The organism is Candidatus Planktophila sp. (assembly GCF_044348745.1).
Lineage (GTDB): Bacteria > Actinomycetota > Actinomycetes > Nanopelagicales > Nanopelagicaceae > Planktophila.
Window position 1 is genome coordinate 1 of record NZ_JBIKSG010000017.1, and the last position, 20,645, is coordinate 20,645.

20 protein-coding genes and 4 tRNA genes are annotated in these 20,645 nt (G+C 45.3%); 5 read left to right on the plus strand and 19 right to left on the minus strand.

Annotated features, from left to right (window positions below; genetic code table 11):
* On the plus strand, window positions 1-257 hold a 257-nt coding region (locus tag AC9UH7_RS03975), incomplete at its 5' end, for a hypothetical protein (protein WP_509595373.1).
* Window positions 258-287: 30 nt separating this feature from the next.
* Here the strand turns inward: AC9UH7_RS03975 and AC9UH7_RS03980 are convergent.
* Window positions 288-376 (minus strand) — tRNA-Ser (locus tag AC9UH7_RS03980).
* A gap of 24 nt (window positions 377-400) precedes the next feature.
* Entirely contained in the window at window positions 401-3,733 is a 3,333-nt protein-coding gene (locus AC9UH7_RS03985; protein WP_509595375.1) for a proline dehydrogenase family protein, read from the minus strand.
* Window positions 3,734-3,817: 84 nt separating this feature from the next.
* Between AC9UH7_RS03985 and AC9UH7_RS03990 the strand changes: the two genes are divergently transcribed.
* Complete coding sequence (locus AC9UH7_RS03990; protein ID WP_509595378.1) at window positions 3,818-5,257, plus strand: aminopeptidase P family protein; 1,440 nt, start codon at window positions 3,818-3,820, stop codon at window positions 5,255-5,257.
* Between the two features lies 1 nt (window position 5,258).
* On the opposite strand, the gene AC9UH7_RS03995 is transcribed toward AC9UH7_RS03990, so the two are convergent.
* From AC9UH7_RS03995 to AC9UH7_RS04045, 11 genes are all read right to left on the minus strand, one after another.
* A complete protein-coding gene (locus tag AC9UH7_RS03995; RefSeq protein WP_509595381.1) occupies window positions 5,259-5,588 on the minus strand; it encodes a fluoride efflux transporter FluC in 330 nt (109 codons plus the stop codon).
* A 2-nt stretch (window positions 5,589-5,590) separates the two neighbouring features.
* Window positions 5,591-5,953: a fluoride efflux transporter FluC gene (locus AC9UH7_RS04000; protein ID WP_509595423.1), complete on the minus strand. Its 363-nt coding sequence runs from the start codon at window positions 5,951-5,953 to the stop codon at window positions 5,591-5,593.
* Window positions 5,941-6,294 carry a phage holin family protein gene (locus AC9UH7_RS04005; RefSeq protein WP_509595384.1) on the minus strand — a complete coding sequence of 118 codons (354 nt, stop codon included), beginning with the start codon at window positions 6,292-6,294 and terminating at the stop codon, window positions 5,941-5,943. Before AC9UH7_RS04005 ends, AC9UH7_RS04000 begins: the two co-directional genes overlap by 13 nt.
* A 7-nt stretch (window positions 6,295-6,301) precedes the next feature.
* Window positions 6,302-7,060, minus strand: a complete 759-nt coding sequence (locus AC9UH7_RS04010) for a succinate dehydrogenase/fumarate reductase iron-sulfur subunit (protein WP_509595387.1) — start codon at window positions 7,058-7,060, stop codon at window positions 6,302-6,304.
* Complete coding sequence (locus AC9UH7_RS04015) at window positions 7,060-8,940, minus strand: fumarate reductase/succinate dehydrogenase flavoprotein subunit (protein WP_509595388.1); 1,881 nt, start codon at window positions 8,938-8,940, stop codon at window positions 7,060-7,062. The genes AC9UH7_RS04010 and AC9UH7_RS04015 overlap by 1 nt, the downstream gene beginning before the upstream one ends.
* A 15-nt stretch (window positions 8,941-8,955) precedes the next feature.
* The gene (gene sdhC / locus AC9UH7_RS04020) at window positions 8,956-9,762 is read right to left on the minus strand and encodes a succinate dehydrogenase subunit SdhC (protein ID WP_509595390.1); all 807 of its coding nucleotides are present in this window, start codon (window positions 9,760-9,762) and stop codon (window positions 8,956-8,958) included.
* Window positions 9,763-9,882: 120 nt separating this feature from the next.
* Window positions 9,883-9,968, minus strand: a tRNA-Ser gene (locus AC9UH7_RS04025).
* Between the two features lie 48 nt (window positions 9,969-10,016).
* Window positions 10,017-10,829: a Cof-type HAD-IIB family hydrolase gene (locus AC9UH7_RS04030; protein WP_509595393.1), complete on the minus strand. Its 813-nt coding sequence runs from the start codon at window positions 10,827-10,829 to the stop codon at window positions 10,017-10,019.
* Window positions 10,826-12,085, minus strand: a complete 1,260-nt coding sequence (serS, locus tag AC9UH7_RS04035; protein ID WP_509595397.1) for a serine--tRNA ligase — start codon at window positions 12,083-12,085, stop codon at window positions 10,826-10,828. Before serS ends, AC9UH7_RS04030 begins: the two co-directional genes overlap by 4 nt.
* Entirely contained in the window at window positions 12,082-12,912 is an 831-nt protein-coding gene (pheA, locus tag AC9UH7_RS04040; RefSeq protein ID WP_509595399.1) for a prephenate dehydratase, read from the minus strand. The genes serS and pheA overlap by 4 nt, the downstream gene beginning before the upstream one ends.
* A 3-nt stretch (window positions 12,913-12,915) precedes the next feature.
* Window positions 12,916-13,593 (minus strand): glycerophosphodiester phosphodiesterase, encoded by a 678-nt coding sequence (locus AC9UH7_RS04045; RefSeq protein WP_509595402.1) that lies wholly within the window; start codon window positions 13,591-13,593, stop codon window positions 12,916-12,918.
* Between the two features lie 30 nt (window positions 13,594-13,623).
* Here AC9UH7_RS04045 and AC9UH7_RS04050 point away from each other — a divergent pair, with 30 nt between their 5' ends.
* Window positions 13,624-14,400, plus strand: coding sequence for a PP2C family protein-serine/threonine phosphatase (locus AC9UH7_RS04050; protein ID WP_509595405.1), 777 nt, complete (start codon window positions 13,624-13,626; stop codon window positions 14,398-14,400).
* Window positions 14,393-15,943, plus strand: a complete 1,551-nt coding sequence (locus AC9UH7_RS04055; RefSeq protein WP_509595408.1) for a protein kinase domain-containing protein — start codon at window positions 14,393-14,395, stop codon at window positions 15,941-15,943. Before AC9UH7_RS04050 ends, AC9UH7_RS04055 begins: the two co-directional genes overlap by 8 nt.
* A 1-nt stretch (window position 15,944) precedes the next feature.
* On the opposite strand, the gene AC9UH7_RS04060 is transcribed toward AC9UH7_RS04055, so the two are convergent.
* Window positions 15,945-16,595 carry an aminodeoxychorismate/anthranilate synthase component II gene (locus AC9UH7_RS04060; protein ID WP_509595411.1) on the minus strand — a complete coding sequence of 217 codons (651 nt, stop codon included), beginning with the start codon at window positions 16,593-16,595 and terminating at the stop codon, window positions 15,945-15,947.
* A gap of 16 nt (window positions 16,596-16,611) precedes the next feature.
* Here AC9UH7_RS04060 and AC9UH7_RS04065 point away from each other — a divergent pair, with 16 nt between their 5' ends.
* Window positions 16,612-16,878 (plus strand): cell division protein CrgA, encoded by a 267-nt coding sequence (locus AC9UH7_RS04065; RefSeq protein ID WP_509595413.1) that lies wholly within the window; start codon window positions 16,612-16,614, stop codon window positions 16,876-16,878.
* Between the two features lie 60 nt (window positions 16,879-16,938).
* Here the strand turns inward: AC9UH7_RS04065 and AC9UH7_RS04070 are convergent, their stop codons facing one another.
* From AC9UH7_RS04070 to gyrA, 5 genes are all read right to left on the minus strand, one after another.
* The gene (locus tag AC9UH7_RS04070; RefSeq protein ID WP_509595416.1) at window positions 16,939-17,472 is read right to left on the minus strand and encodes a rhomboid family intramembrane serine protease; all 534 of its coding nucleotides are present in this window, start codon (window positions 17,470-17,472) and stop codon (window positions 16,939-16,941) included.
* Window positions 17,465-17,977: a peptidylprolyl isomerase gene (locus AC9UH7_RS04075; protein ID WP_509595418.1), complete on the minus strand. Its 513-nt coding sequence runs from the start codon at window positions 17,975-17,977 to the stop codon at window positions 17,465-17,467. The genes AC9UH7_RS04070 and AC9UH7_RS04075 overlap by 8 nt, the downstream gene beginning before the upstream one ends.
* Window positions 17,978-18,027: 50 nt before the next feature.
* A tRNA-Ala gene (locus AC9UH7_RS04080) sits at window positions 18,028-18,100 on the minus strand.
* Window positions 18,101-18,113: 13 nt separating this feature from the next.
* A tRNA-Ile gene (locus tag AC9UH7_RS04085) sits at window positions 18,114-18,188 on the minus strand.
* A 103-nt stretch (window positions 18,189-18,291) separates the two neighbouring features.
* Window positions 18,292-20,645, minus strand: a 2,354-nt coding sequence (gene gyrA, locus AC9UH7_RS04090) for a DNA gyrase subunit A (RefSeq protein WP_509595421.1), incomplete at its 5' end; no start/stop codon positions are given.

Here is a 20,645-nt window from a genome sequence, read left to right on the forward strand (position 1 = left end):
CTGATCCAACTTTTGAAGAAAAAATGGATCACTTTATGGTGCTAGTAGATTCACAAAGCGAGATTAGAAGTTTGGCAAGTACGCTCGAGCTTGGTGAGTTTCAACTTGCTCTCATGGAGTTATCTCTTGGTATTGGGGCTATGTCCCTTGAATTTCTTGATAATCCTCGCGGGCGAGGAACTCCGGGTATTACTAGATTTAACAATGCTTTTGAAGTGGTAATCGAATTGTGTAAAAAATCGGGCTGGGAAAATTAAATAGTTTTAATCTACTTGCGTTCTATAGTGCGGAGACGAGGAGATTTGAACTCCTGAAGGCTTTAACACCTTACCTCGTTAGCAGTGAGGCGCACTCGACCGGGCTATGCGACGTCTCCGAGATGCACGTCCAATTGTAGCGTCTAAGCCGCCAAACCTGAACAGCCTGGTTTCGGCCCACCATTAGGGTTTCCATAGCGGTGGTAAGTGATTGCAACTGATTGTTCAACCAGCCAACGAGATGCTTCGATGTCACCTCGTTGTGCAATTGGTCGGCAGTCAACTGAGATTCCATTTTGTAACTTTTCGTAAATTGGCGGCTTACTCGATGCCAACCAGCGAATGCGAACGTATTTTTCTTTCACATCATTGAGGTCTGTTGTAAAAATAACTGACGCACCCGTGGTTTCAGATATGTGGTGCACCAAAGACTTCTCTTCTTGTGTCGTAGATTCATCGACAACCACCACAATCGGTCCCACAAAATGGCGATAGCGTTGATAGTTCTTCTCGACAATTAACCCACTTCGATCAATTGCTTGTGAACCAATCTTCTTCCACCAGGTATTTACACCAAAGATAGCTGCGTCAAGATTGGTTACTCGCGGCCAATTGCGCAGTGTGTTTACGTAGTTAAGCCCACCAGCTTTAGCATTCGGCCCCACAGCAGAGCGTTTCCATCCGCCAAATGGTTGGCGATTAACAATCGCTCCAGTGATTCCACGGTTAACATAAAGATTTCCAGCCTCAATGCGATTGATCCATTCTTTGCACTCTTGCTCATCGAGTGATTGAATCCCGGCGGTTAATCCAAAGTCGGTCTCATTCTGATATCGAATTGCGGTGTCGAAATCCGGCGCCTCAATCACAGCAAGCACGGGACCAAACCATTCGTTGCGATGTGACCATGAACCAGCCTTGACTCCAATTTTTACACCAGGCCGCCACATTAATCCAGCAGCATCAATCTGCTTCGGCTCAACCAGCCAGCTTTCACCCGCTTCCAGTTCAGTAAGTGCGCGATTTAGCGCGCTCTCTGGTGGCCTAATAATCGGTCCCACTGTCGTGGAAAAGTTCCAACCCGCACCAACGTGTAGTGATTCAACAGCATCTTTTAATTGGCGCACGAATGCGGGATCGTTATAGATATTGGTATCTACGATTGCAATGGATGCTGCCGAACATTTCTGCCCGGCATGACCAAAAGCTGACTGGACTAGATCTTTTACTGATGCATCAATATCAGCACATGCAGAGATTAAAATAGCATTCTTGCCGCTGGTCTCAGCCATCAAATTGATTTCAGGGCGCCATGATGTAAAAAGCGAGGCGGTATCAAATGAGCCGGTGAGAATTACCCCGTCGATTCCTGAATTAGAAACAAGATACTTTCCATCTTCATCATCTCGCATGGGTAAGAACTGCAAGACATCTTTCGGAACACCACCTTGCCAAAGATGATTGACAATCTCCCAGGCTGTAGCAACTGTTTCAGGTGCAGGTTTGAGAATGACAGTGTTTCCAGCAGCGAGGGCCGCGCATACTCCACCCATTGGTATCGCGTAAGGAAAATTCCATGGCGGGATTACAAGAATTGTTCCAAGCGGAGTTGATTCGCCAAAATTTTGGGCAGTCGTTGCATAGAAGCGAGCAAAATCAATTGCTTCCGCCACTTCCGGATCGGACTCAGCAACCGTCTTACCTGCATCGCGGGACAACACTGCAATAGTTTGGGTGGTTGCCTGAGCCATGACGCCAGCAGCTTTAAGGAGAATATCTGTGCGCTCTTGGATTGAAAGTCCGCTCCAATTTTTCTGCGCATCCTTGGCGGTACAGATTGCAGTATCTACATCTTTCTTTGACCCCACTGAATAGTGGTACCAAACTTTGGCATTATCAGATGGGTCGGTTCCTTCTTCTAATTCCTTTGTGAAGATCTCTTTTCCATCTATCACAAGCGGAATTTCTAGATCTTTTATCGTACGCACTTTCTTTATGGCACCCGTAACTGCGGCAATAAATTGTTGTTCGGTTGGGTCTGCATTAGGTTCATTCTCAAAGGTGCCGCTCGTCAATTGACGGTGCTTAACATGACGAAGAGACTCAGTTGTAATCGTGTGGCGCTCTGCGATTGACTTCAGGAATCGATCCTCTTGCTCTTTGAACTTCTTTGGGTTCTGGGAAATTTCAAAGGCGGCCTTTAAATAATTCTCATCCGAGGTATTTTCATCTAGGCGGCGCACCAAGTAGGCCACTGCGGCTGCGAAATCATCTTTCCGAGTTACTGGTGCATAAAGCAGTACGGGTTGACCAGAGCGAGCAACTGCGAGCGCTTCAGCATTTGCCATCCCCTCAAGCATTTCAATATCAACTTGTTCTGAAACACCACGCGACTTTGCGACTTCAAGTGCCCAGGTCATATGAAAAAGATTGTGGGAGGCAATACCAATGCGTACGGCCTGCGCATGTTCTGGGCGCAAAGCTGCATCGACGAGTCGAACATAGGAGGCATCTACATCTGACTTTGAGCGATAAGGGGCCGAACTCCAGCCGTGAAGTTCTGCCTCTGCTCGCTCCATTGCCAGATTGGCACCTTTAACTAGACGAACTTTGATACTTGCACCGCTTCGCGCAAAGCGCTGCTTCGACCATTGCACGAGTTCGCCAAAGAAATGGTGTGCCTCAGGAAGATAAGCCTGCAAGACGATTCCAGCCTTTATCGCAATAAATTCATCTTCATCAAGCACGCGCATGAAAGCGGCAATGGTCATCGGCAGATCGCGATACTCCTCCATATCCAAGTTAACAAATACGCCATGTTGCTGCGCCTCACGATAGAGAACCCGCATCTTTTCAGAGACCCGGTTAATTGAACCCTCAACATCAATAATGATCAGTTGGGCAACAATGGAAGAGAGTTTTACTGAAACATAATTCACTTCTAGGCGACGGATCATCTCTAGAATGGACTGAAAACGCAGTTCAGCTTCGTGATCACCCAAAACAGCTTCACCTAGTACGTTGATGTTTAAGGAGAGCCCTTTTTCAGTCCGCTTTCCCAAATGTTTTGCGAGTTTCTCTGGCTCTGCTGCAAGAATTAAGTCTTTTGATAGCGCTCGTACTCGCTGGTGGACAGCGGCTATAACAGGTGTTGGTAGAACGTTGGAGAGAATGCCGATGGCATGGAGCCCCATTCCATTTATGAGCCCAAAGCCAACAATGCTGGCTTTCTTTGCCGCGCGCCTAAAGATTCGTGATGACGATGTAACCGATGAGATGCGCATGACCTCATCGGTCAATGTGATTGTTGCTTCAATAGCCTTTGGATCCTTAAAAAGGCGCGCAACACGCTTTCGGTTAGCTTTTTCCCGGCGGCCGCGTAACTTATCTGACTCCTTCATCAGCTCTTTCGTTCGCGCAATTGCAATGGAGGCCAACTGATCTAGCCTTGTATCTGTCTCAAAGATTGAGGGCATTATCTGAGGCTATCAGTCTCCTTGTACGGGTGAAGTTTACGACAATCAATAGTCTTGGCTACTCCCTACTTGTAGGCTAGATAAATGGAAAATTCCGATAAGCCGCTGGTTAAAGCAATGAGGGGGCATGACGTTGCCCCATCTGAGATGTTTGCTGAATTCATGAAAAATGGCTGGTCTCCAACACCTTTATCTGGAATTGAACAAGCTGAAGTTATTTCACATTGCCAAGATCGCCGAGAGAAGTTATCTGCTGCATTCACAAAATTACGTTTAGTCATCCCAAGTGGCACAGCAAAACAGCGAAGCAATGACACAGATTATTTGTATCGTCCACATACAGCTTTTGCATATTACACAGGCGTTCAAGGCGTGGAAGCTAATCCAGATGCGGTCTTTGTTATGGAGCCAAACGGATCAGGCCACACACCTATCCTTTTTATCAATCCTCGTTCAACACGAGACACAGCAGCTTTCTATACAGATGCAAAATATGGTGAATTGTGGGTTGGTCGTCGTTTTACAACTGATGAAGCAGCTGCGCGTTACGGTATTGAGGTGCGCGAACTTTCTGAACTTAAAAAGTTTTTAAAAGGCAAGAAAGCTGCAGCCTTACATGGTTTCGATGAGTTTGTTGATTCTTTAGTTAATGAGCATCCACGAGATTCTGAATTAGTTGAGTTTGTTTCTGTTGCGCGCATGATTAAAGACCAATATGAAATTAATGAGATGCAAAAGGCTGTTGATGTCACACATCGTGGATTTAGTGATGTGATCCGCGCATTGCCTGCCGCGATTGCCACTGTTCGTGGAGAGCGTGTTGTTGAGGCAGCGTTCTTTGGTCGTGCGCGCATTGAAGGAAATGATCTTGGATATAACACAATTGCTGCCTCTGGCTCCCATGCGTGTGTGTTGCACTGGAACCGTAATGATGGAGCGGTCAGAAATGGTGACTTGCTCCTACTAGATGCTGGTGTTGAAGTAGATTCGTATTACACCGCAGACATCACCAGAACTTTACCAATTAACGGCAAATTTACTCCCGCACAACGCGCTTTATACATGCTTGTTTATGAGGCCCAAAAAGCCGGAATTGCAGCGGTAAAACCAGGTGAAAAATTCTTAAGCATTAACAAAGCTAGCCACACAGTTTTAGCACAAGGTTTAATTGATATGGGCATTATCAACATGAGCCTTGAAGAGGTTATGGATCCTGCTGTTGGATTGCATAAGCGTTGGACTTTGCATGGTGTTAGCCACATGCTTGGGATGGATGTTCACGATTGCGCACAAGCACGTGCTGACCAATATCGCGAAGGAATCTTGGAAGTTGGAATGTGTCTAACAGTTGAACCCGGTCTCTATATTCAACCTGATGATGAGCTTTTCCCTGCTGAGTATCGCGGAATTGGTATCCGTATTGAAGATGATGTTGTTGTTACAGAAGATGGTTGCCTTAATTTAAGTGAGCATATTCCTCATCACCCAGATGAGATAGAAGCCTGGATGGCTTCACTTCGTTAAATTAAGCTAGTTGTAATCCACACCAGGCTGCCAGTAGACCTATGCCTAATGACATTACAAGATTAATGACAGCCTCTTTATGACGCTTCAATTCGTAAGCTAAGTAGATATCGAGCATAAAGGTTGACCAGGTTGTAAACGCACCTGCAAAACCAATTGCAAAAAGATCAAAACCTTCTTCGACTCTTCCATAGGTTAAACCCAGAAGAAATGACCCAGTAATGTTTACTGCAAAGATTCCATAAGGCTTTTTTGTGTAGGTTCGAATTTTTTGGTCAACAACAAAGCGCATTGGACCGCCAATTGCAGCTCCAAGAACAATAAGTGCCATCCTCATGAGCGCACCGGAATTACTTTACGGGCCAAGGGAAGAACAAGTATTACAGCGATCAATGAGAAGAAGATATTTTGTGCCAGAAAAAGCATTCCGCCTTCGATTGGTTCAAGAGCATGGGTGGTAACTGCTGAGAAAGTAGTAAAGCCTGCACAGAAACCAGGCAGTAAAAGTAAGCGTAATTGGCTGATTCCACGGCGTTCCATTAAGACCAATAGCGCTGAAGCTAAAGCAACACCAGCAACATTTGCGATCAATGTTCCTTGGCGATCATCGGGAAAAATCGCACCGATTCCGTAACGCGCAAGAGTTCCAGCAACCCCGCCAACTGAAACTAATGCCAGGGATTTCAGAGCGGTAATGCCTTCTTGCCGACACTCGAAACAACACGAGTGATCACACTAATGATCAACGCTGCAAAAATAGCAGTCCAGAAAGTATCAACATCTAGTTTGTCACTCCATCTAGCAACCAACATCAACATAGATGCATTAACGACTACTAGAAAAAGACCTAAAGTTAAAAGAACTGCAGGGAAAGTTAGTAGTTTCAGTAGTGATCCAAGTGTTGCATTAAGCAAACCAAACAACAGGGCAACCCATAGGTATGTAGTAAACCCACCTTTGACATCAATGCCTGGAATCAGTGCGGTTGCTACCCAAAAAGATAACGCGAGTGCAGCCCAGCGAACCAATAACTTCATAAAGAAATTATAGACCTTCGCGCTTGCGGATCTTTGTTCCTAACCAGCGAACTGGGTCGTACTTAATATCTGCAACGCGCTCCTTCATGGGGATAATCGCGTTATCGGTAATCTTGATGTGCTCTGGGCACACCTCAGTACAGCACTTAGTGATGTTACACATTCCAAGCCCATGCTCTTCTTGTGCTGTCTTTTTGCGATTTTTCAAGATATCGAGTGGGTGCATATCAAGCTCTGCGATGCGAATAAAGAAGCGAGGTCCAGCAAAGGACTTCTTGTTTTCTTCATGGTCGCGCACAACGTGACACACATCTTGGCAAAGGAAACATTCGATGCACTTGCGGAACTCTTGTGAGCGCTCAACATCGATTTGCTCCATACGGGCTTCACCTGGTGCTAGATCCTTAGGATGCTCATAAGCAGGGATTTCCATAGCTTTTTTGTAGTTAAAAGACACATCTGTCACTAGATCTTTAATAATAGGGAATGCACGAAGTGGAGTGACTGTGATTGTTTCTTCTTCTCCAAATGATGCCACCTGTGTCATGCAGGCAAGACGAGGCTTTCCGTTGATCTCCATTGAACAAGATCCACACTTACCAGCCTTGCAGTTCCAGCGAACAGCCAAGTCACCCATTTGTGTTGCTTGAACACGGTGAATTACATCCAGGACTACTTCACCTTCGTTAGCCTCAACGACAACATCTTTGAGCCCGCCATCAGTTGAATCTCCACGCCAAATCCGAAGTTTAATATTGCGCGCCATTAGTTGGAACCGCCTTTCGAAACTTCTTCCGATGTCATGTATTTCTCCAGCTCGTGAATGTCAAAGAGATCAAATAGCTCTTTTGGCATTGGAGGTAATGATTGCTTACGAATATTTACCTTCTCGCCATCAAATGATGAAATGTGGTTGACCTGACGCCATTCATTGCTCATGCCTGGGAAGTCATCGCGTGTGTGTCCACCACGTGACTCTTCACGTGAATCGGCAGACTTTGCCGTCGATTCTGCAACCAACAACATGTTGTCTAGATCAAATGCTAAGTGGAATCCTGGGTTGAACTTACGTCCACCAGAAACTGCAACATTTGCACTGCGCTTTCTAATATCTGCAATCTTTTCGATTGCATCCTTTAGTTCTGCTCCTGTGCGAATAATTCCAACAAGATTGTGAGTGACTTCTTGAAGCTCAGCGTGTAGAGAGTAAGAGTTTTCTCCACCTTGGCGATCAAATGGTGCTTGAATCTTCGCCGCGGCTGCCTGAATAGTTTGATCACTTACTGGATTTGCGCTATTGCTCTTTAGATACTCAACTGCACCCATTCCTGCGCGTCGACCAAACACCAAGAGATCTGAAAGCGAGTTTCCACCAAGACGATTTGAACCATGCATTCCGCCGGCAACCTCACCTGCGGCAAATAAGCCTGGCACGCCTACTGCAGCTGCAGTATCTGGCTCTACTTCAACGCCACCCATTACATAGTGACAAGTAGGCCCAACCTCCATTGGCTCCTTAGTGATGTCTACGCCAGCAAGTTCGTAGAACTGGTGCCACATAGAAGGAAGACGCTTCTTAATCAACTCAGCAGGCAAACGCTTTGAAACATCAAGGAAAACACCACCGTGTTCTGTTCCGCGTCCTGCCTTTACCTCGCTATTAATTGCGCGTGCAACTTCATCGCGTGGCAGTAGTTCTGGTGGGCGGCGGTTGTTGTCCTGATCTTCATACCAACGATCTGCTTCTGCTTCGTTGTCTGCATACTTATCTTTGAAAACATCTGGGATGTATTTGAACATAAAACGTTCGCCAAGGTTGTTGGTAAGAACTCCACCTTCACCACGAACGGATTCAGTTACCAAAATTCCACGAACAGATGGTGGCCACACCATTCCTGTTGGGTGAAACTGTAAAAACTCCATATCAACAAGGTTTGCACCAGCCTTCAATGCAAGTGCATGTCCGTCGCCAGTACCTTCCCATGAGTTAGAAGTAATTTTGAAAGTTTTTCCAACTCCACCAGTTGCAATCACAACTGCAGGTGCTTCAAATAAAACTTCTTCGCCGCTCTCGCGCCAGTAACCATATGCACCAGCAACCTTGCCACCCTCTTTGAGAATATCTGTGATTGTTAGCTCTGCGAAAACCTTAATGCCGCTTTCCATATCGCCAGTTTCGCGACCATCCTTTTGTTGCAATGCAACAATCTTCTGTTGCATTGTGCGAATGAGTTCTAGTCCTGTGCGGTCACCAACGTGTGCAAGTCGTGGGTATTCGTGTCCACCAAAGTTACGTTGTGAAATTGTTCCTTCTTTAGTGCGATCAAAGAGAGCGCCCCATACTTCAAGCTCCCAGATGCGATCTGGTGATTCTTTGGCGTGAAGTTCTGCCATCCGATAGTGGTTAAGGAATTTTCCTCCGCGCATTGTGTCGCGGAAGTGAACCATCCAATTATCTTTGTCGTTGACATTTCCCATTGATGCCGCAGCGCCACCTTCAGCCATAACTGTGTGGGCCTTACCAAATAGAGATTTACAGATGATTGCTACGCGCAGTCCTGCTTCGCGTGCTTCTACAGCCGCACGTAATCCAGCGCCACCGGCACCAATTACCAGGACATCGTATTTATGGCGTTCTAGTGTCATAGTCGATTTTCCTTTTTAGAAGATTATGAAGTTGGTCCATGCGCCAGATGAAACTTGGCGAACATAGATATCGGCGAATGCAACTGCTGCTAGTGAAAACCAGGCAAAACGTTGGTGCGAGTGGTTTAGAACTGAAACCCAAGTCCACATCTTGTAGCGCACAGGGTGCTTTGAGAAATTCTTTAAACGTCCACCAATTGTGTGGCGGCATGTGTGGCATGACATCGAATACAGCCACAACATCGCAGCACTAAGAGTCAAAACAAGTGAACCAACAGTCATGTGGCCCCATTCTCCTGCTGCATTTCTGTAAGAGATGATGGCGTCATAAGTTAGGATCACATTAAGAACTAAACCTGCGTAGAAAAAGTAACGGTGTGAGTTCTGAATAATGAGAGGGAATCGTGTCTCACCTGTGTACTTCTTGTGAGGTTCTGCAACAGCACATGCTGGTGGAGACATCCAGAATGAACGGTAGTAGGACTTACGGTAGTAGTAACAGGTCATACGGAAACCAAGTGGGAAAATCAAAATGATTAACGCTGGGGAAAAAGCAAAACCAAGGATTGATTCACTCACCGGTGTGAAGTTTGCAATTGTTGCACCTGGGTCACAGCTGTCAGATAGACATGGTGAGTAGAAAGGTGAGATTAAGTGACCTTCTTTATCAAAGTAATGGTCATTCTCAAATGCGCGAAAGGTTGCATAGATAACGAAGGAGATAAGAACTCCGAAAGTTAGAAGTGGTTGTAACCACCATTTATCTGTGCGAAGTGTGCGCTCTTTGATCTTGGCGCGCGTTGGTGAAAAGACACCTGACATGTGCAACTCCCCTGGTGTAAGCCCGTTTGTTACTAGGGGATAAGTGTCCTCCCGACATGAAAAAGTGGCTAGGTCTATACACGCTTACGCGGTATGAACTCAGCCACAACTTCACAAAAATGGCGGAGGGCGTGGGATTTGAACCCACGAAACTTTCGTTTGCCGGTTTTCAAGACCGGTGCACTCGGCCGCTATGCGAGCCCTCCGTGGGAGAGATTACCCGAATTTAGCCCTAGCGAAAAATCGGCTAGTTATTAGGCGGGTAGATCTAAGAGTTCTTCGATGATCTTTGCGACTCCGTCGGCTTCACATGGTTCTGCAACAGCTTTAGCAAATGATGGTGCATGTGGGTGGCCACCCGTCATCGCATATGAACGCCCTGCCCATTGAAGCATTGAAAAGTCGTTGGGGTTATCACCAAATGACACACAATCCTCAGCTGTTAAACCAAGACGTTTTGCCATCATTTCAAGTGTGGCACCTTTTGAAATATTAAGTGCTGAAATTTCAATGAGTGAGTCTTTTGATGTTGAGTGGGTGACAGTCACAAGATCTTTACACTCTCGATGCGCAACCTCAACCATCTCATCTGATGTGAACTCGTGGTTACTACATCTACCTAAGATTTTTAAAGCTGGGCGTGTGATTGCATCTTCAATCTTTCCAACACCAACATTATCCATTCCTATATCCCACTTAGGGACATAGGCAATTTCGCGGTGATAGTGATCATTGGACTCAACAGCAAATGACATTTCTGGCATTGCAATTCTCATGCGCTTAACAACTTCTAACTGATCTTCAATGGAAATCATCCACTCTTCCAGAACTACATCATTCATCAAGTCATACAACATCGCACCATTACAACAAATAGCTTCACCAAAACCAAAGGCTTCGCGAATCTCACCCATCCATCTAGGTGGTCGTCCTGTTACAAAGAAAACATGGACACCTAAATCGCGTGCGCGAGTAAATGCATCTATTGTGCGTTGGGAAACAACACCTTTATGGGAAACAATTGTTCCATCCAGATCTGATGCAATTAATTTAGGGCGCTTACTCACACCAACTCAAATCGTGTCATGCCTAAGAATGGTTGTAGTGCAGCAGGAACATTGATTGTTCCATCTGCGTTTTGATGGTTCTCTAATATCGCAACAATCATGCGTGGAATAGCTACTAAGGTGCCATTAAGTGTTGCAACAGCTTTTGTTCCATCTGCGTCTTTAAAACGTATGTTCAGGCGGCGGGCCTGGAACTCAGTGCAGTTAGAGGTACTAGTAACCTCGCGGTAAGCATTTTGTGTAGGGATCCACGCTTCAATATCAAACTTACGGTTAGCGCTTGACCCTAAATCACCTGATGCAACATCGATGACCCTGTATGGAATCTCCATTGCATTAAGGAAATCCTTCTCCCATTGCAATAAACGCTTGTGCTCATCTTTAGCTTGATCTGGGTGGCAAAAAGAAAACATTTCAACTTTATCAAATTGATGAACGCGAATAATTCCGCGAGTATCTTTGCCATATGTCCCGGCTTCACGACGGAAACATGATGAATATCCTGCATAACGAATAGGTAGTTTGTCAGCCGGCAAAACTTCATCCATGTGCATAGCAGCAAGTGGAACTTCAGAAGTTCCAACTAAATACACATCATCCTTTTCAAGGTGATAGACGTTTTCCGCCGCTTGTCCTAAAAATCCTGTACCTTCCATCGCAGCTGGATTAACAAGTACAGGTGGAATAACAGGTGTGAAACCAGCCTTGTTTGCAGATGAAATAGCGTAATTAACAAGTGCGAACTCAAGCATCGCGCCAACACCTGTTAAGTAATAAGAACGAGAGCCTGCGACCTTTGCGCCGCGTTCAGTATCAATTGCACCAAGCAGCTTACCTAGCTCAACATGATCCTTTGGTTCAAAGTCAAAAGCTCGAGGTGTACCAACGTGCTCAATAACTACAAAATCTGCTTCTCCACCAATTGGTGCATCTGGATCTAAAACATTTGAGAGCTGCATAATTAACTGCTTGGCTTGTTCTTCAACCTCAGCGCGTTTTGAATCAGCATCTTTCACCTTGGCTGCTAACTCTTTGGCGTTTTCTAATAATGCAGCTTTTTCATCGCCTTTTGCAGCACCAACTGATTTAGAGAGAACGTTTTGTTCTGCGCGTAAAGTTTCAAATTTTTCAAGGGCTGCCCGGCGAATTTCATCAATTGCTAAAACTTTATCGACGATTGTTACATCTTCTCCGCGCCCTTTTTGAGATGCACGTACCGCATCAGGGTTCTCGCGTAGGAATTTAATGTCGATCATTTACTTGCCTTTTCTCGTGGGTATGAGCCAAGGAATCGGATGTCTTCGCAGATTGCTCGAAGGCTTTCTACTGCCTCCTTCACGGTTGCATCTGCGATGTGACCCTCAGCGTCAATAATGAAATGGTAATGGCCAAGGGATGTTCCGGTTGGACGTGATTGAATGAAAGTTAGGTTTACATCCCGTTTAGCAAACTCAGTCAAGATATCTAACAGAGCGCCCGCATGATCAGCGCCGATGAAGACTGCAAGTGAGGTGCGATCCCAACCTGTGTTCTTTGGAATTGAACCTGGCTTAGCAACAACAATAAATCGTGTGACTGCCCCAGGATTATCGCCGATGTTGTCTGCAATAACTCGAAGGCCGTAATGTGCTGCAGCAACAGGTGCTGCAATTGCTGCATCAAACTCGCCACGTGCTATTGCCTCGGCTGCTGCTGCCGTTGAGGCAGTTGAAATCAATTCTGCATCTGGATAATTGGTGGCAACGTAGTTACGGCATTGGGCCTCTGCATGTGGGTGTGTTGCAATTCGTAATATCTCTTTTTCATCACCCTTAATCATTAGCGCAAAAGAAACAGGCAAGGTAACTTCGCCAACGATCACTAATGGTTCTCCGGTTGCAAGCTCATCAAGAGTTCGAGCAACAACTCCTTCGACTGAATTTTCAATGGGCACTAATGCAAAGTGTGCTTTACCAAGTCGAACAGCATCGAGTGCTGCCGTGACGTTGGCATATGGCATCAGGCGATCATTGGAAGAAGTGATCTTTTTGAGAGCCGCCTCTGTAAATGTTCCCTTGGGACCGAGATAGGCGTATGTACTCACTTGCTAATTGTACCCGAGTACCGTCCTTGCATATGACGGGGTATTTGTAATTAAGACATCAACACCATTATCAGCGCAAAAGCGCATATCGTCGGCGTCATCAACGGTCCAAACAAAGAGATTACGCGGGTCTTGATTCAGGTGTGGTTTCTTTCTAAATGCAGTGATTCCTGGTCCAATCGATTGTGCAGATGTAAACCTTCTCATTGCAAAAGAAAATGTGTCGTGAAGCAATGCGACTGTTTTTTGTTGAGGATCAATCTTTCTAATATTTTCCAGTGCTAACCATGAAAAAGACATGACATGGATATCTGCAACAGGTTTATCTTGTTGTAACAGATGCATTACTCTCTTTTCGACCGCACTTGCTGATGGCACTGGATGTTTGGTTTCAATTGCTAACTCTTTTTTGTTGTCTCGAGCAAGCTCCAACAACTCCTCTAAGGTCATTACTTCTCGATAATGGGTTTTGATTTCTTTGAGTGTTAGTTCGGCAATTCGAGCACCATTACCCGCAATTCGGTTCATATCTGAGTCATGCCATAAAACCAGCTGGTTATCTTTCGATAAACGAACATCACATTCAAAGCCGTCAGCCCCGTCATCAATAGCGGCCTTATAGGCAGCCATGGTTAACTCAGGATGGGCAATGGAGGATCCGCGATGTGCGTAGATCTTCATCTTTGAAGGTTACACCGTTAGGCTTACATCATGAGCGCGAACTACTTTGAAACCTCTGCGCGTTCGGCTATTGGTCTAGTTCGCCAAGGAAATGAAGATTCCGGATTTTATTCTCCGCAACTTATCGCTGTCGCCGACGGAATGGGTGGCCATGCTGCTGGTGAGGTCGCCTCTCGCATAGCGGTGCAAGTCTTGCAAAGGCTTGCACCAACACTAGCTTCTGAAAGCATTGATGAAGATTCTATTGAAGATCTATTGATGCACTCATTACATAGTATTGATGAGGAAATCACAGCTGTCACAAATGAAGATATTGAAAAGCGTGGAATGGGAACAACTCTGACCGCTTTACTAATTCGCGACAATCAAATTTCTTTACTTCATGTTGGTGATTCACGCTGTTACCGACTGCGTGGAAACACATTAGAGCAACTCAGTAACGATCACACCGTTATTCAAGAATTACTTGATCAGGGAGCAATTTCTGAAGCAGAGGCAGCTGAGCACCCACAACGCTCGATGTTGACCCAGGCTCTTCGCGGAGATGGTGATGTAACACCAGTACTTCAAATGTATGAGGTTAAAAAGGGTGATCGCTATCTGCTCTGTTCTGATGGTTTGTCAGGGGTTTTAACAGATAAAGAGATCAAAGTAGGTTTAAAGAAATCTGATAAAAATGAAGCAATTAAGTTTCTTAATGATGCAACGTATATAAATGGTGCACCTGATAATGTCACCATTCTGATCGCTGATATTTCAGAGACACCATCAACAACTTCGGAATTGTTAGGAGCAGCCCATGACTGATGCGCTGCTTGGTGGTAGATACAAGCTTGGAGAAATGATTGGCACGGGCGGCATGGCTGATGTTTATGTTGCCGAAGACACTCGTCTAGCTAGACAAGTTGCCATCAAGGTATTGCGCAGTGATTTAGCTCGGGATCCTTCTTTTGTTGCAAGATTTAGAAAAGAAGCATTAGCTGCTGCTGGACTTAATCATCCGGGGATTGTTGCTGTGTATGACTCAGGGGAAGAACCTGCGCCATACATTGTTATGGAGTTAATCTCTGGTCACACTCTTCGGGAACTAATTCACGCAGGTGAGCGCGTTCCATTAAAGCGCGCACTTGAAATAGGTGAAGGAATTTTAGCTGCTCTTGAATACTCACATCACAGTGGGATTGTGCATAGAGATATAAAGCCTGCAAACATTATGATCACAGATCATGGTGATGTGAAGGTGATGGATTTTGGAATTGCTCGTGCTCTCGCTGATTTAGGTGCAACATTAACAAGCACATGGAATGTTGTTGGAACTGCTCAGTATCTCTCACCAGAACAAGCGTTGGGTGAAGTTGCTGACCTTCGAAGTGATATTTATTCGACTGGATGTTTGTTATATGAAGTACTAACAGGGAAACCTCCATTTACTGGAGAAACTCCGGTTTCAATTGCTTATCAACATGTCTCTGGAAACTTGATTGCACCAAGCAAAATTGTTCCTGAACTTCCAGAAGGTATTGACACTCTTTTAACTGTTGCATTGGCAAAAAGCCCTGATGATCGATATCAATCAGCTGGATTAATGTTGGATGACTTATACAAAATAAAAGCAGGAGAAGTTGTCACAACAAAAATTGCCAAAGCCCCTATCTCTCGTCGTAAGGTGTTGATAGGAGCAATCAGTGGGTTTGCCGCCTTGAGCCTGCTTGCTGTGGGTTTATTTGTGAGTAGACCAGCTACAGATCCCGCTGGATTACCCCAATTGCCTAACGTTGTTGGTTTAACTCAGGCTGAGGCTGAAGCATTGTTGGGTGACTACGTCGTCACCATTACACGCGCCCATGATGGTCGAATTCCGAAAGATCGAGTTTCGAGCCAACTCCCATTGGCAACAGTGCGCGTGCAAAAAGGTTCAGGTGTTGTGTTGACCATTTCAGATGGCCCAGGTGATTCACTTGTTCCTCTTGATTTGGTTGGTATGTCTTTAATTGATGCACGTGCTGCTTTATCGGCAGTTGGTCTATTTGTTTCAGCAACAGAGGCTGTTCCATCAGATGAACCACAAGGAACTGTTTTGAAAGTAACGCCAGAGCCAGGATCAACAATCACAGCCGGAAGTGGTGTTGTATTACAAATTGCTAGTGGTCAGGTTTTAGTTCCCGCTCTAATTGGAATTGAAGCTTTGCAAGCAAAAACATTATTGGTTCAAGCTGGCTTCTTAGTAAACGAAGTTTTTGGATACGATGCCAATCAACCAATTGGTGTTGTTATTCGTCAAGCACCAGATGCTGGAACAACACAAACAATTGGTAAGTCGGTAACAATTACCATAAATAAAGCGCCGTAAATTACTTAGTAGTTCCCACAACTGGGGATAAACCAACTGCGCGTTCGCGAGCGCCTTTGTCTCCACACATCACTAACCAATTAGCAAGCATTTGATGTCCGTGCTCTGTTAAAACAGATTCCGGATGAAACTGCACTCCTTGAATTGGTAATGTTGTGTGTTGCATTGACATTACTAATCCTGATTCAGTTGACCCTGTTATATGTAAGGTGCTTGGCACAGAATCCTTTTCAACACACAATGAGTGGTATCTGGTTGCAGTAAACGGCGATGGTAAATCAGATAGAACGCCTTCTTGTTTGTGATAAACCAAAGATGTTTTTCCGTGAAGCAACTCAGGTGCTCTAGAAACTGTTGCGCCAAATGCAACACCTATTGCTTGATGTCCTAAACACACCCCAAACAATGGAATTGAATGTTCGGCGCAGTACTTGATCATCGCAACTGACACCCCGGCCTTTTCTGGTGTTCCAGGTCCTGGAGAAATAAGGACTCCGTCATATTGAGATGCTGCATCGGCTTCGACCGCGTCATTTCGAACCACTGTGCAGGTGGCACCTAACTGCTGTAGGTACTGCACCAGATTAAAGACAAAGGAGTCGTAGTTATCGATCACGAGGATATTGGCGGCCATAGGAGCATTCTCTCTCATGGTGTATCTTTCGCGTATGCCTAAATCAAAGCTACGTAAGAAGGTCGCTGAGCAGCGTGCTCACAATCAAGAGATGGAAGTAAAGACCTCTCATGAACCGTTGGAGAGCCCACGCTGGCTAGCCCCAACAATGGTTGTCGCCTTCTTAATCGGCTTGTTCTGGATTGTGATCTTCTATGTCTCTCAGACCGTCTACCCAATCAAGGGAATCGGTGTCTGGAACATGGTTATTGGTTTTAGCTTTATTGGTTTTGGTTTTTCACTCGCAACCCGTTGGCGCTAATTACCTCTTAATTACACCGTTGTAATTCGATCCACAATGTGGGTAAAGCCTGTGGATAACTTACCTCTTGTTCATCACTAACTGGGTGGCCACTGCCCCGCCGATTAGTCCGCCTAGATGAGCTCGCCAATCAACTCCACCCATTGCAAAACCAATGAAGAAGTTAATTCCGATAATTACAAAAATGGATCGGATATCTGCCCCGATGCTTTTACCAACAATTGCCATCGCGCCAAATAATCCAAAGATCGCACCAGATGCGCCAACTGAGTAACTATAAATAGATGCAAAATATGAAGAAGCAAGTGAACCGGTTAGAAGTGAAACAAAGAAAACGGTTAAAAGCTTTTGTGGGCCAAAGGCTGCCTCTAATGGATTTCCTAAGACCATAAGTGAATACATATTAAACCCAAGGTGTAATAAACCAGCGTGAGTCAAAGCAACGGTAAATAAACGATGCCACTCATTTGTTGCTTGCAAATATTGAATATTAGGTAGCACAAGGTTTTGTTCAAGTGATGGAACAACCATCTGCACAAGATAGGCAGCGCAGATTACTGCGATTAATGAATAGGTGGCAGAACGCTTAAGCAACTGTGACGCTGTTGATAGTGATGTCGGTTATTGGCTTGTCTTGTGCGCCAACCTTAGTTGTTGCAATCGCGTCAACTACAGCCTGGCTTGCAGAATCCTTTACCTCACCAAAGATAGTGTGCTTACGGTTTAACCATGTTGTTGGTGCAACAGTGATGAAGAATTGTGAACCATTTGTTCCTGGTCCTGAGTTTGCCATTGCAAGAATGTATGGGCGATCAAAGACAAGTTCTCCATGGAACTCATCTGCGAAACGGTAACCCGGTCCGCCTGTTCCGCGGCCTAGTGGATCTCCACCTTGAATCATGAAACCATCAATGACGCGGTGAAAAATTGTTCCGTCATATAACTTTGCAGTTGTCTTATCGCCAGTGCGTGGATCAGTCCACTCCTTTGCGCCAGTTGCTAACTCAACAAAGTTTGCAACAGTCTTTGGTGCATGATTTGGAAAAAGTTCAATAACAATGTCACCGAGTGATGTGTGAAGAGTTGCTGTTGATGACATGGTTTTCTCTTTTCTTGTTGTGGAAGGAAATGATGCGGAATCAAACTATGTGGAGACCAGGGGAATCGAACCCCTAACCCCCGCCTTGCAAAGGCGGTGCTCTACCAATTGAGCTAGGTCCCCGTATTAGAACGGGTGGGCCCAGGTGGACTTGAACCACCGACCTCTTCCTTATCAGGGAAGCGCTCTAACCAGGCTGAGCTATGGGCCCGCAGTAAAGATCACTCTCTAATGCGCGAAGTGCCAAGATTACCTTGAACTTCACCAACTCCCAAAACGGGGGTTGCTGCCTCTAACTCAGGATGCGAACCATACTAACTTTTCGCTGAAATCTCATCTTCGCCGTTTTTGGTGACAGACAATAGGCTCACACCTTCATCAAGGTTAACCAAGCGCACACCCATGCTGTCTCGTCCGGTCTGGCGGACCTCTGCTGCAGGGGTTCTCATGACAGTTCCAGCTGAAGTGATAGCAAGTACCTCATCTTCATCACGTAAAACCAATGCGCTAACAAGGGATCCACGTGAATTCTCATCAATCTTTGCAGCCTTTATGCCAATGCCGCCACGGCCCTGCAATCGATACTCATCGATTGGTGTTTTCTTTCCATAACCACCATCGGTAGCTGTGAACACAAATGAATCTTTCGCTTGCTCAGCATTAACGCGAGCCATCGTTAACAAATTATCATCGGCGCGGAACTTCATTCCAATAACGCCACTTGTTGAGCGGCCCATGGAGCGGAGTGATTCATCGTCTGCGGTAAAGCGCAACGACATTCCTTTTGTTGAAACTAACAACAACTCATCATCTGTATTTATGAGTGACGCTGATACAACTTCATCACCAGGTTTTAATGTGATTGCGATTAGTCCGCCAGTTCGAGGTGAGTCATATTCAACCAACGGAGTTTTCTTAACAAGTCCATTGCGGGTTGCAAGGACCAAGAATGGAGAAATTGTGTAGTCCTTTAATGACAAAACTTCAGCAATCTTCTCATCTGGCTTAAAGGCCATGAGGTTTGCAACATGTTGTCCACGTGCATCACGTCCAGCATCTGGTAACTCATGAACCTTCGCACGGTATACGCGACCTTGGTTTGTAAAGAACAACAACCAATCATGAGTGGATGCAACAAAGAAATGATCGACAACATCATCTTCCTTTAATGCCGCACCCTTTACGCCGCGACCACCACGACGTTGTGATCGATAAAGATCAGCCATTGTGCGTTTTGAATATCCACCGCGTGTAATTGTTACAACCACATCTTGATCCGGAATTAAATCTTCAGCACTGAAATCGCCTTCACTTGCAACGATCTGTGTGCGACGATCATCCCCATACTTGGCAACTAACTCTGCAAGTTCTGTCTTTACAATTTCACGTTGTCTTTCTGTGCTGGCAAGAATCTTGTTAAGTTCAACAATGTCAGCCATGAGCCCGTCATATTCATCATTAATCTTTTGACGTTCCAAGGCTGCAATACGGCGTAACTGCATATCTAAAATAGCGTTAGCTTGAATCTCATCAACGCTCAGCAGTTTCATTAAGCCAGTGCGGGCTTCTTCAGGGGTTGTGGAAGCACGAATAAGGGCAATTACCGCATCCAGAGCATCTAGGGCTTTTAAATAACCTTGCAAGATATGGGCGCGTTTTTCTTTTTCAGTTAAACGGTACTTAGTGCGACGAACAATGACTTCAATTTGATGTTCGATGTAGTAACGAATGAATTCATCGAGGCGTAATGTGCGTGGAACCCCATCTACAAGTGCCAACATGTTTGCACCGAATGTGTCTTGTAGTTGTGTTTGTTTATACAGATTATTGAGAACAACCTTTGGAATAGCAGATTGTTGCAAAACAATTACTAAGCGTTGTCCTAAGCGCTCATTTCCTTCATCGCGAACATCTGCGATTCCTTTAATCTTTCCATCTTTAACAAGTTCTGCGATCTTCAATGCAAGGTTGTCTGGGTTCACTTGGTATGGAAGCTCTGAGATCACAAGACAGGTTCGCTTGTTAATCTCTTCCACTTGAATAACCGCGCGCATTGTGATCGATCCGCGGCCGGTGCGATATGCCTCTTCAATACCGGTGCGGCCAACAATTAGTGCCTTGGTTGGAAAGTCTGGACCTTTAACAATCTTGATTAATTCATTTAACAACTCTTCTTGTTTCATCTCTGGGTGTTCAAGAGAATAAATAACAGCTTCGCCAATTTCACGCAGGTTGTGTGGTGGGATATTTGTTGCCATACCAACAGCAATACCTGCAGAACCGTTTACTAAAAGGTTTGGGAGACGGCTTGGAAGAACTGTTGGTTCTTGTGAGCGGCCGTCGTAGTTTGGAATGAAATTAACGGTGTCTTCATCGATATCCCGCATCATCTCCATGGCAAGTGGAGACAGGCGTGCTTCGGTATAACGCATCGCAGCAGCTGGATCATTACCTGGAGAACCGAAGTTTCCATTTCCATCAATTAGTAAATAACGAAGTGACCAATGTTGGGCTAAACGAACAACAGAGTCATAAATCGCAGTGTCACCGTGTGGGTGGTAATTACCCATGACATCACCAACGATGCGTGAAGACTTGTAATAGCCCTTATCTGGGCGATAACCAGCGTCATACATTGCATATAGGACTCGGCGGTGAACTGGCTTTA

Excerpts from the sequence above, each read along its gene's own strand:
- AC9UH7_RS04005 (WP_509595384.1), bottom strand. The coding sequence starts at position 6,294 with ATGAAGTTATTGGTTCGCTGGGCTGCACTCGCGTTATCTTTTTGGGTA.
- AC9UH7_RS04065 (WP_509595413.1), top strand. The coding sequence starts at position 16,612 with ATGCCTAAATCAAAGCTACGTAAGAAGGTCGCTGAGCAGCGTGCTCAC.
- serS (WP_509595397.1), bottom strand. The coding sequence starts at position 12,085 with ATGATCGACATTAAATTCCTACGCGAGAACCCTGATGCGGTACGTGCA.
- AC9UH7_RS03985 (WP_509595375.1), bottom strand. The coding sequence starts at position 3,733 with ATGCCCTCAATCTTTGAGACAGATACAAGGCTAGATCAGTTGGCCTCC.
- AC9UH7_RS03995 (WP_509595381.1), bottom strand. The coding sequence starts at position 5,588 with ATGGCACTTATTGTTCTTGGAGCTGCAATTGGCGGTCCAATGCGCTTT.
- AC9UH7_RS04010 (WP_509595387.1), bottom strand. The coding sequence starts at position 7,060 with ATGGCGCGCAATATTAAACTTCGGATTTGGCGTGGAGATTCAACTGAT.
- sdhC (WP_509595390.1), bottom strand. The coding sequence starts at position 9,762 with ATGTCAGGTGTCTTTTCACCAACGCGCGCCAAGATCAAAGAGCGCACA.
- AC9UH7_RS04045 (WP_509595402.1), bottom strand. The coding sequence starts at position 13,593 with ATGAAGATCTACGCACATCGCGGATCCTCCATTGCCCATCCTGAGTTA.
- AC9UH7_RS04015 (WP_509595388.1), bottom strand. The coding sequence starts at position 8,940 with ATGACACTAGAACGCCATAAATACGATGTCCTGGTAATTGGTGCCGGT.
- AC9UH7_RS04055 (WP_509595408.1), top strand. The coding sequence starts at position 14,393 with ATGACTGATGCGCTGCTTGGTGGTAGATACAAGCTTGGAGAAATGATT.
- AC9UH7_RS04060 (WP_509595411.1), bottom strand. The coding sequence starts at position 16,595 with ATGAGAGAGAATGCTCCTATGGCCGCCAATATCCTCGTGATCGATAAC.
- AC9UH7_RS03990 (WP_509595378.1), top strand. The coding sequence starts at position 3,818 with ATGGAAAATTCCGATAAGCCGCTGGTTAAAGCAATGAGGGGGCATGAC.
- AC9UH7_RS04050 (WP_509595405.1), top strand. The coding sequence starts at position 13,624 with ATGAGCGCGAACTACTTTGAAACCTCTGCGCGTTCGGCTATTGGTCTA.
- AC9UH7_RS04075 (WP_509595418.1), bottom strand. The coding sequence starts at position 17,977 with ATGTCATCAACAGCAACTCTTCACACATCACTCGGTGACATTGTTATT.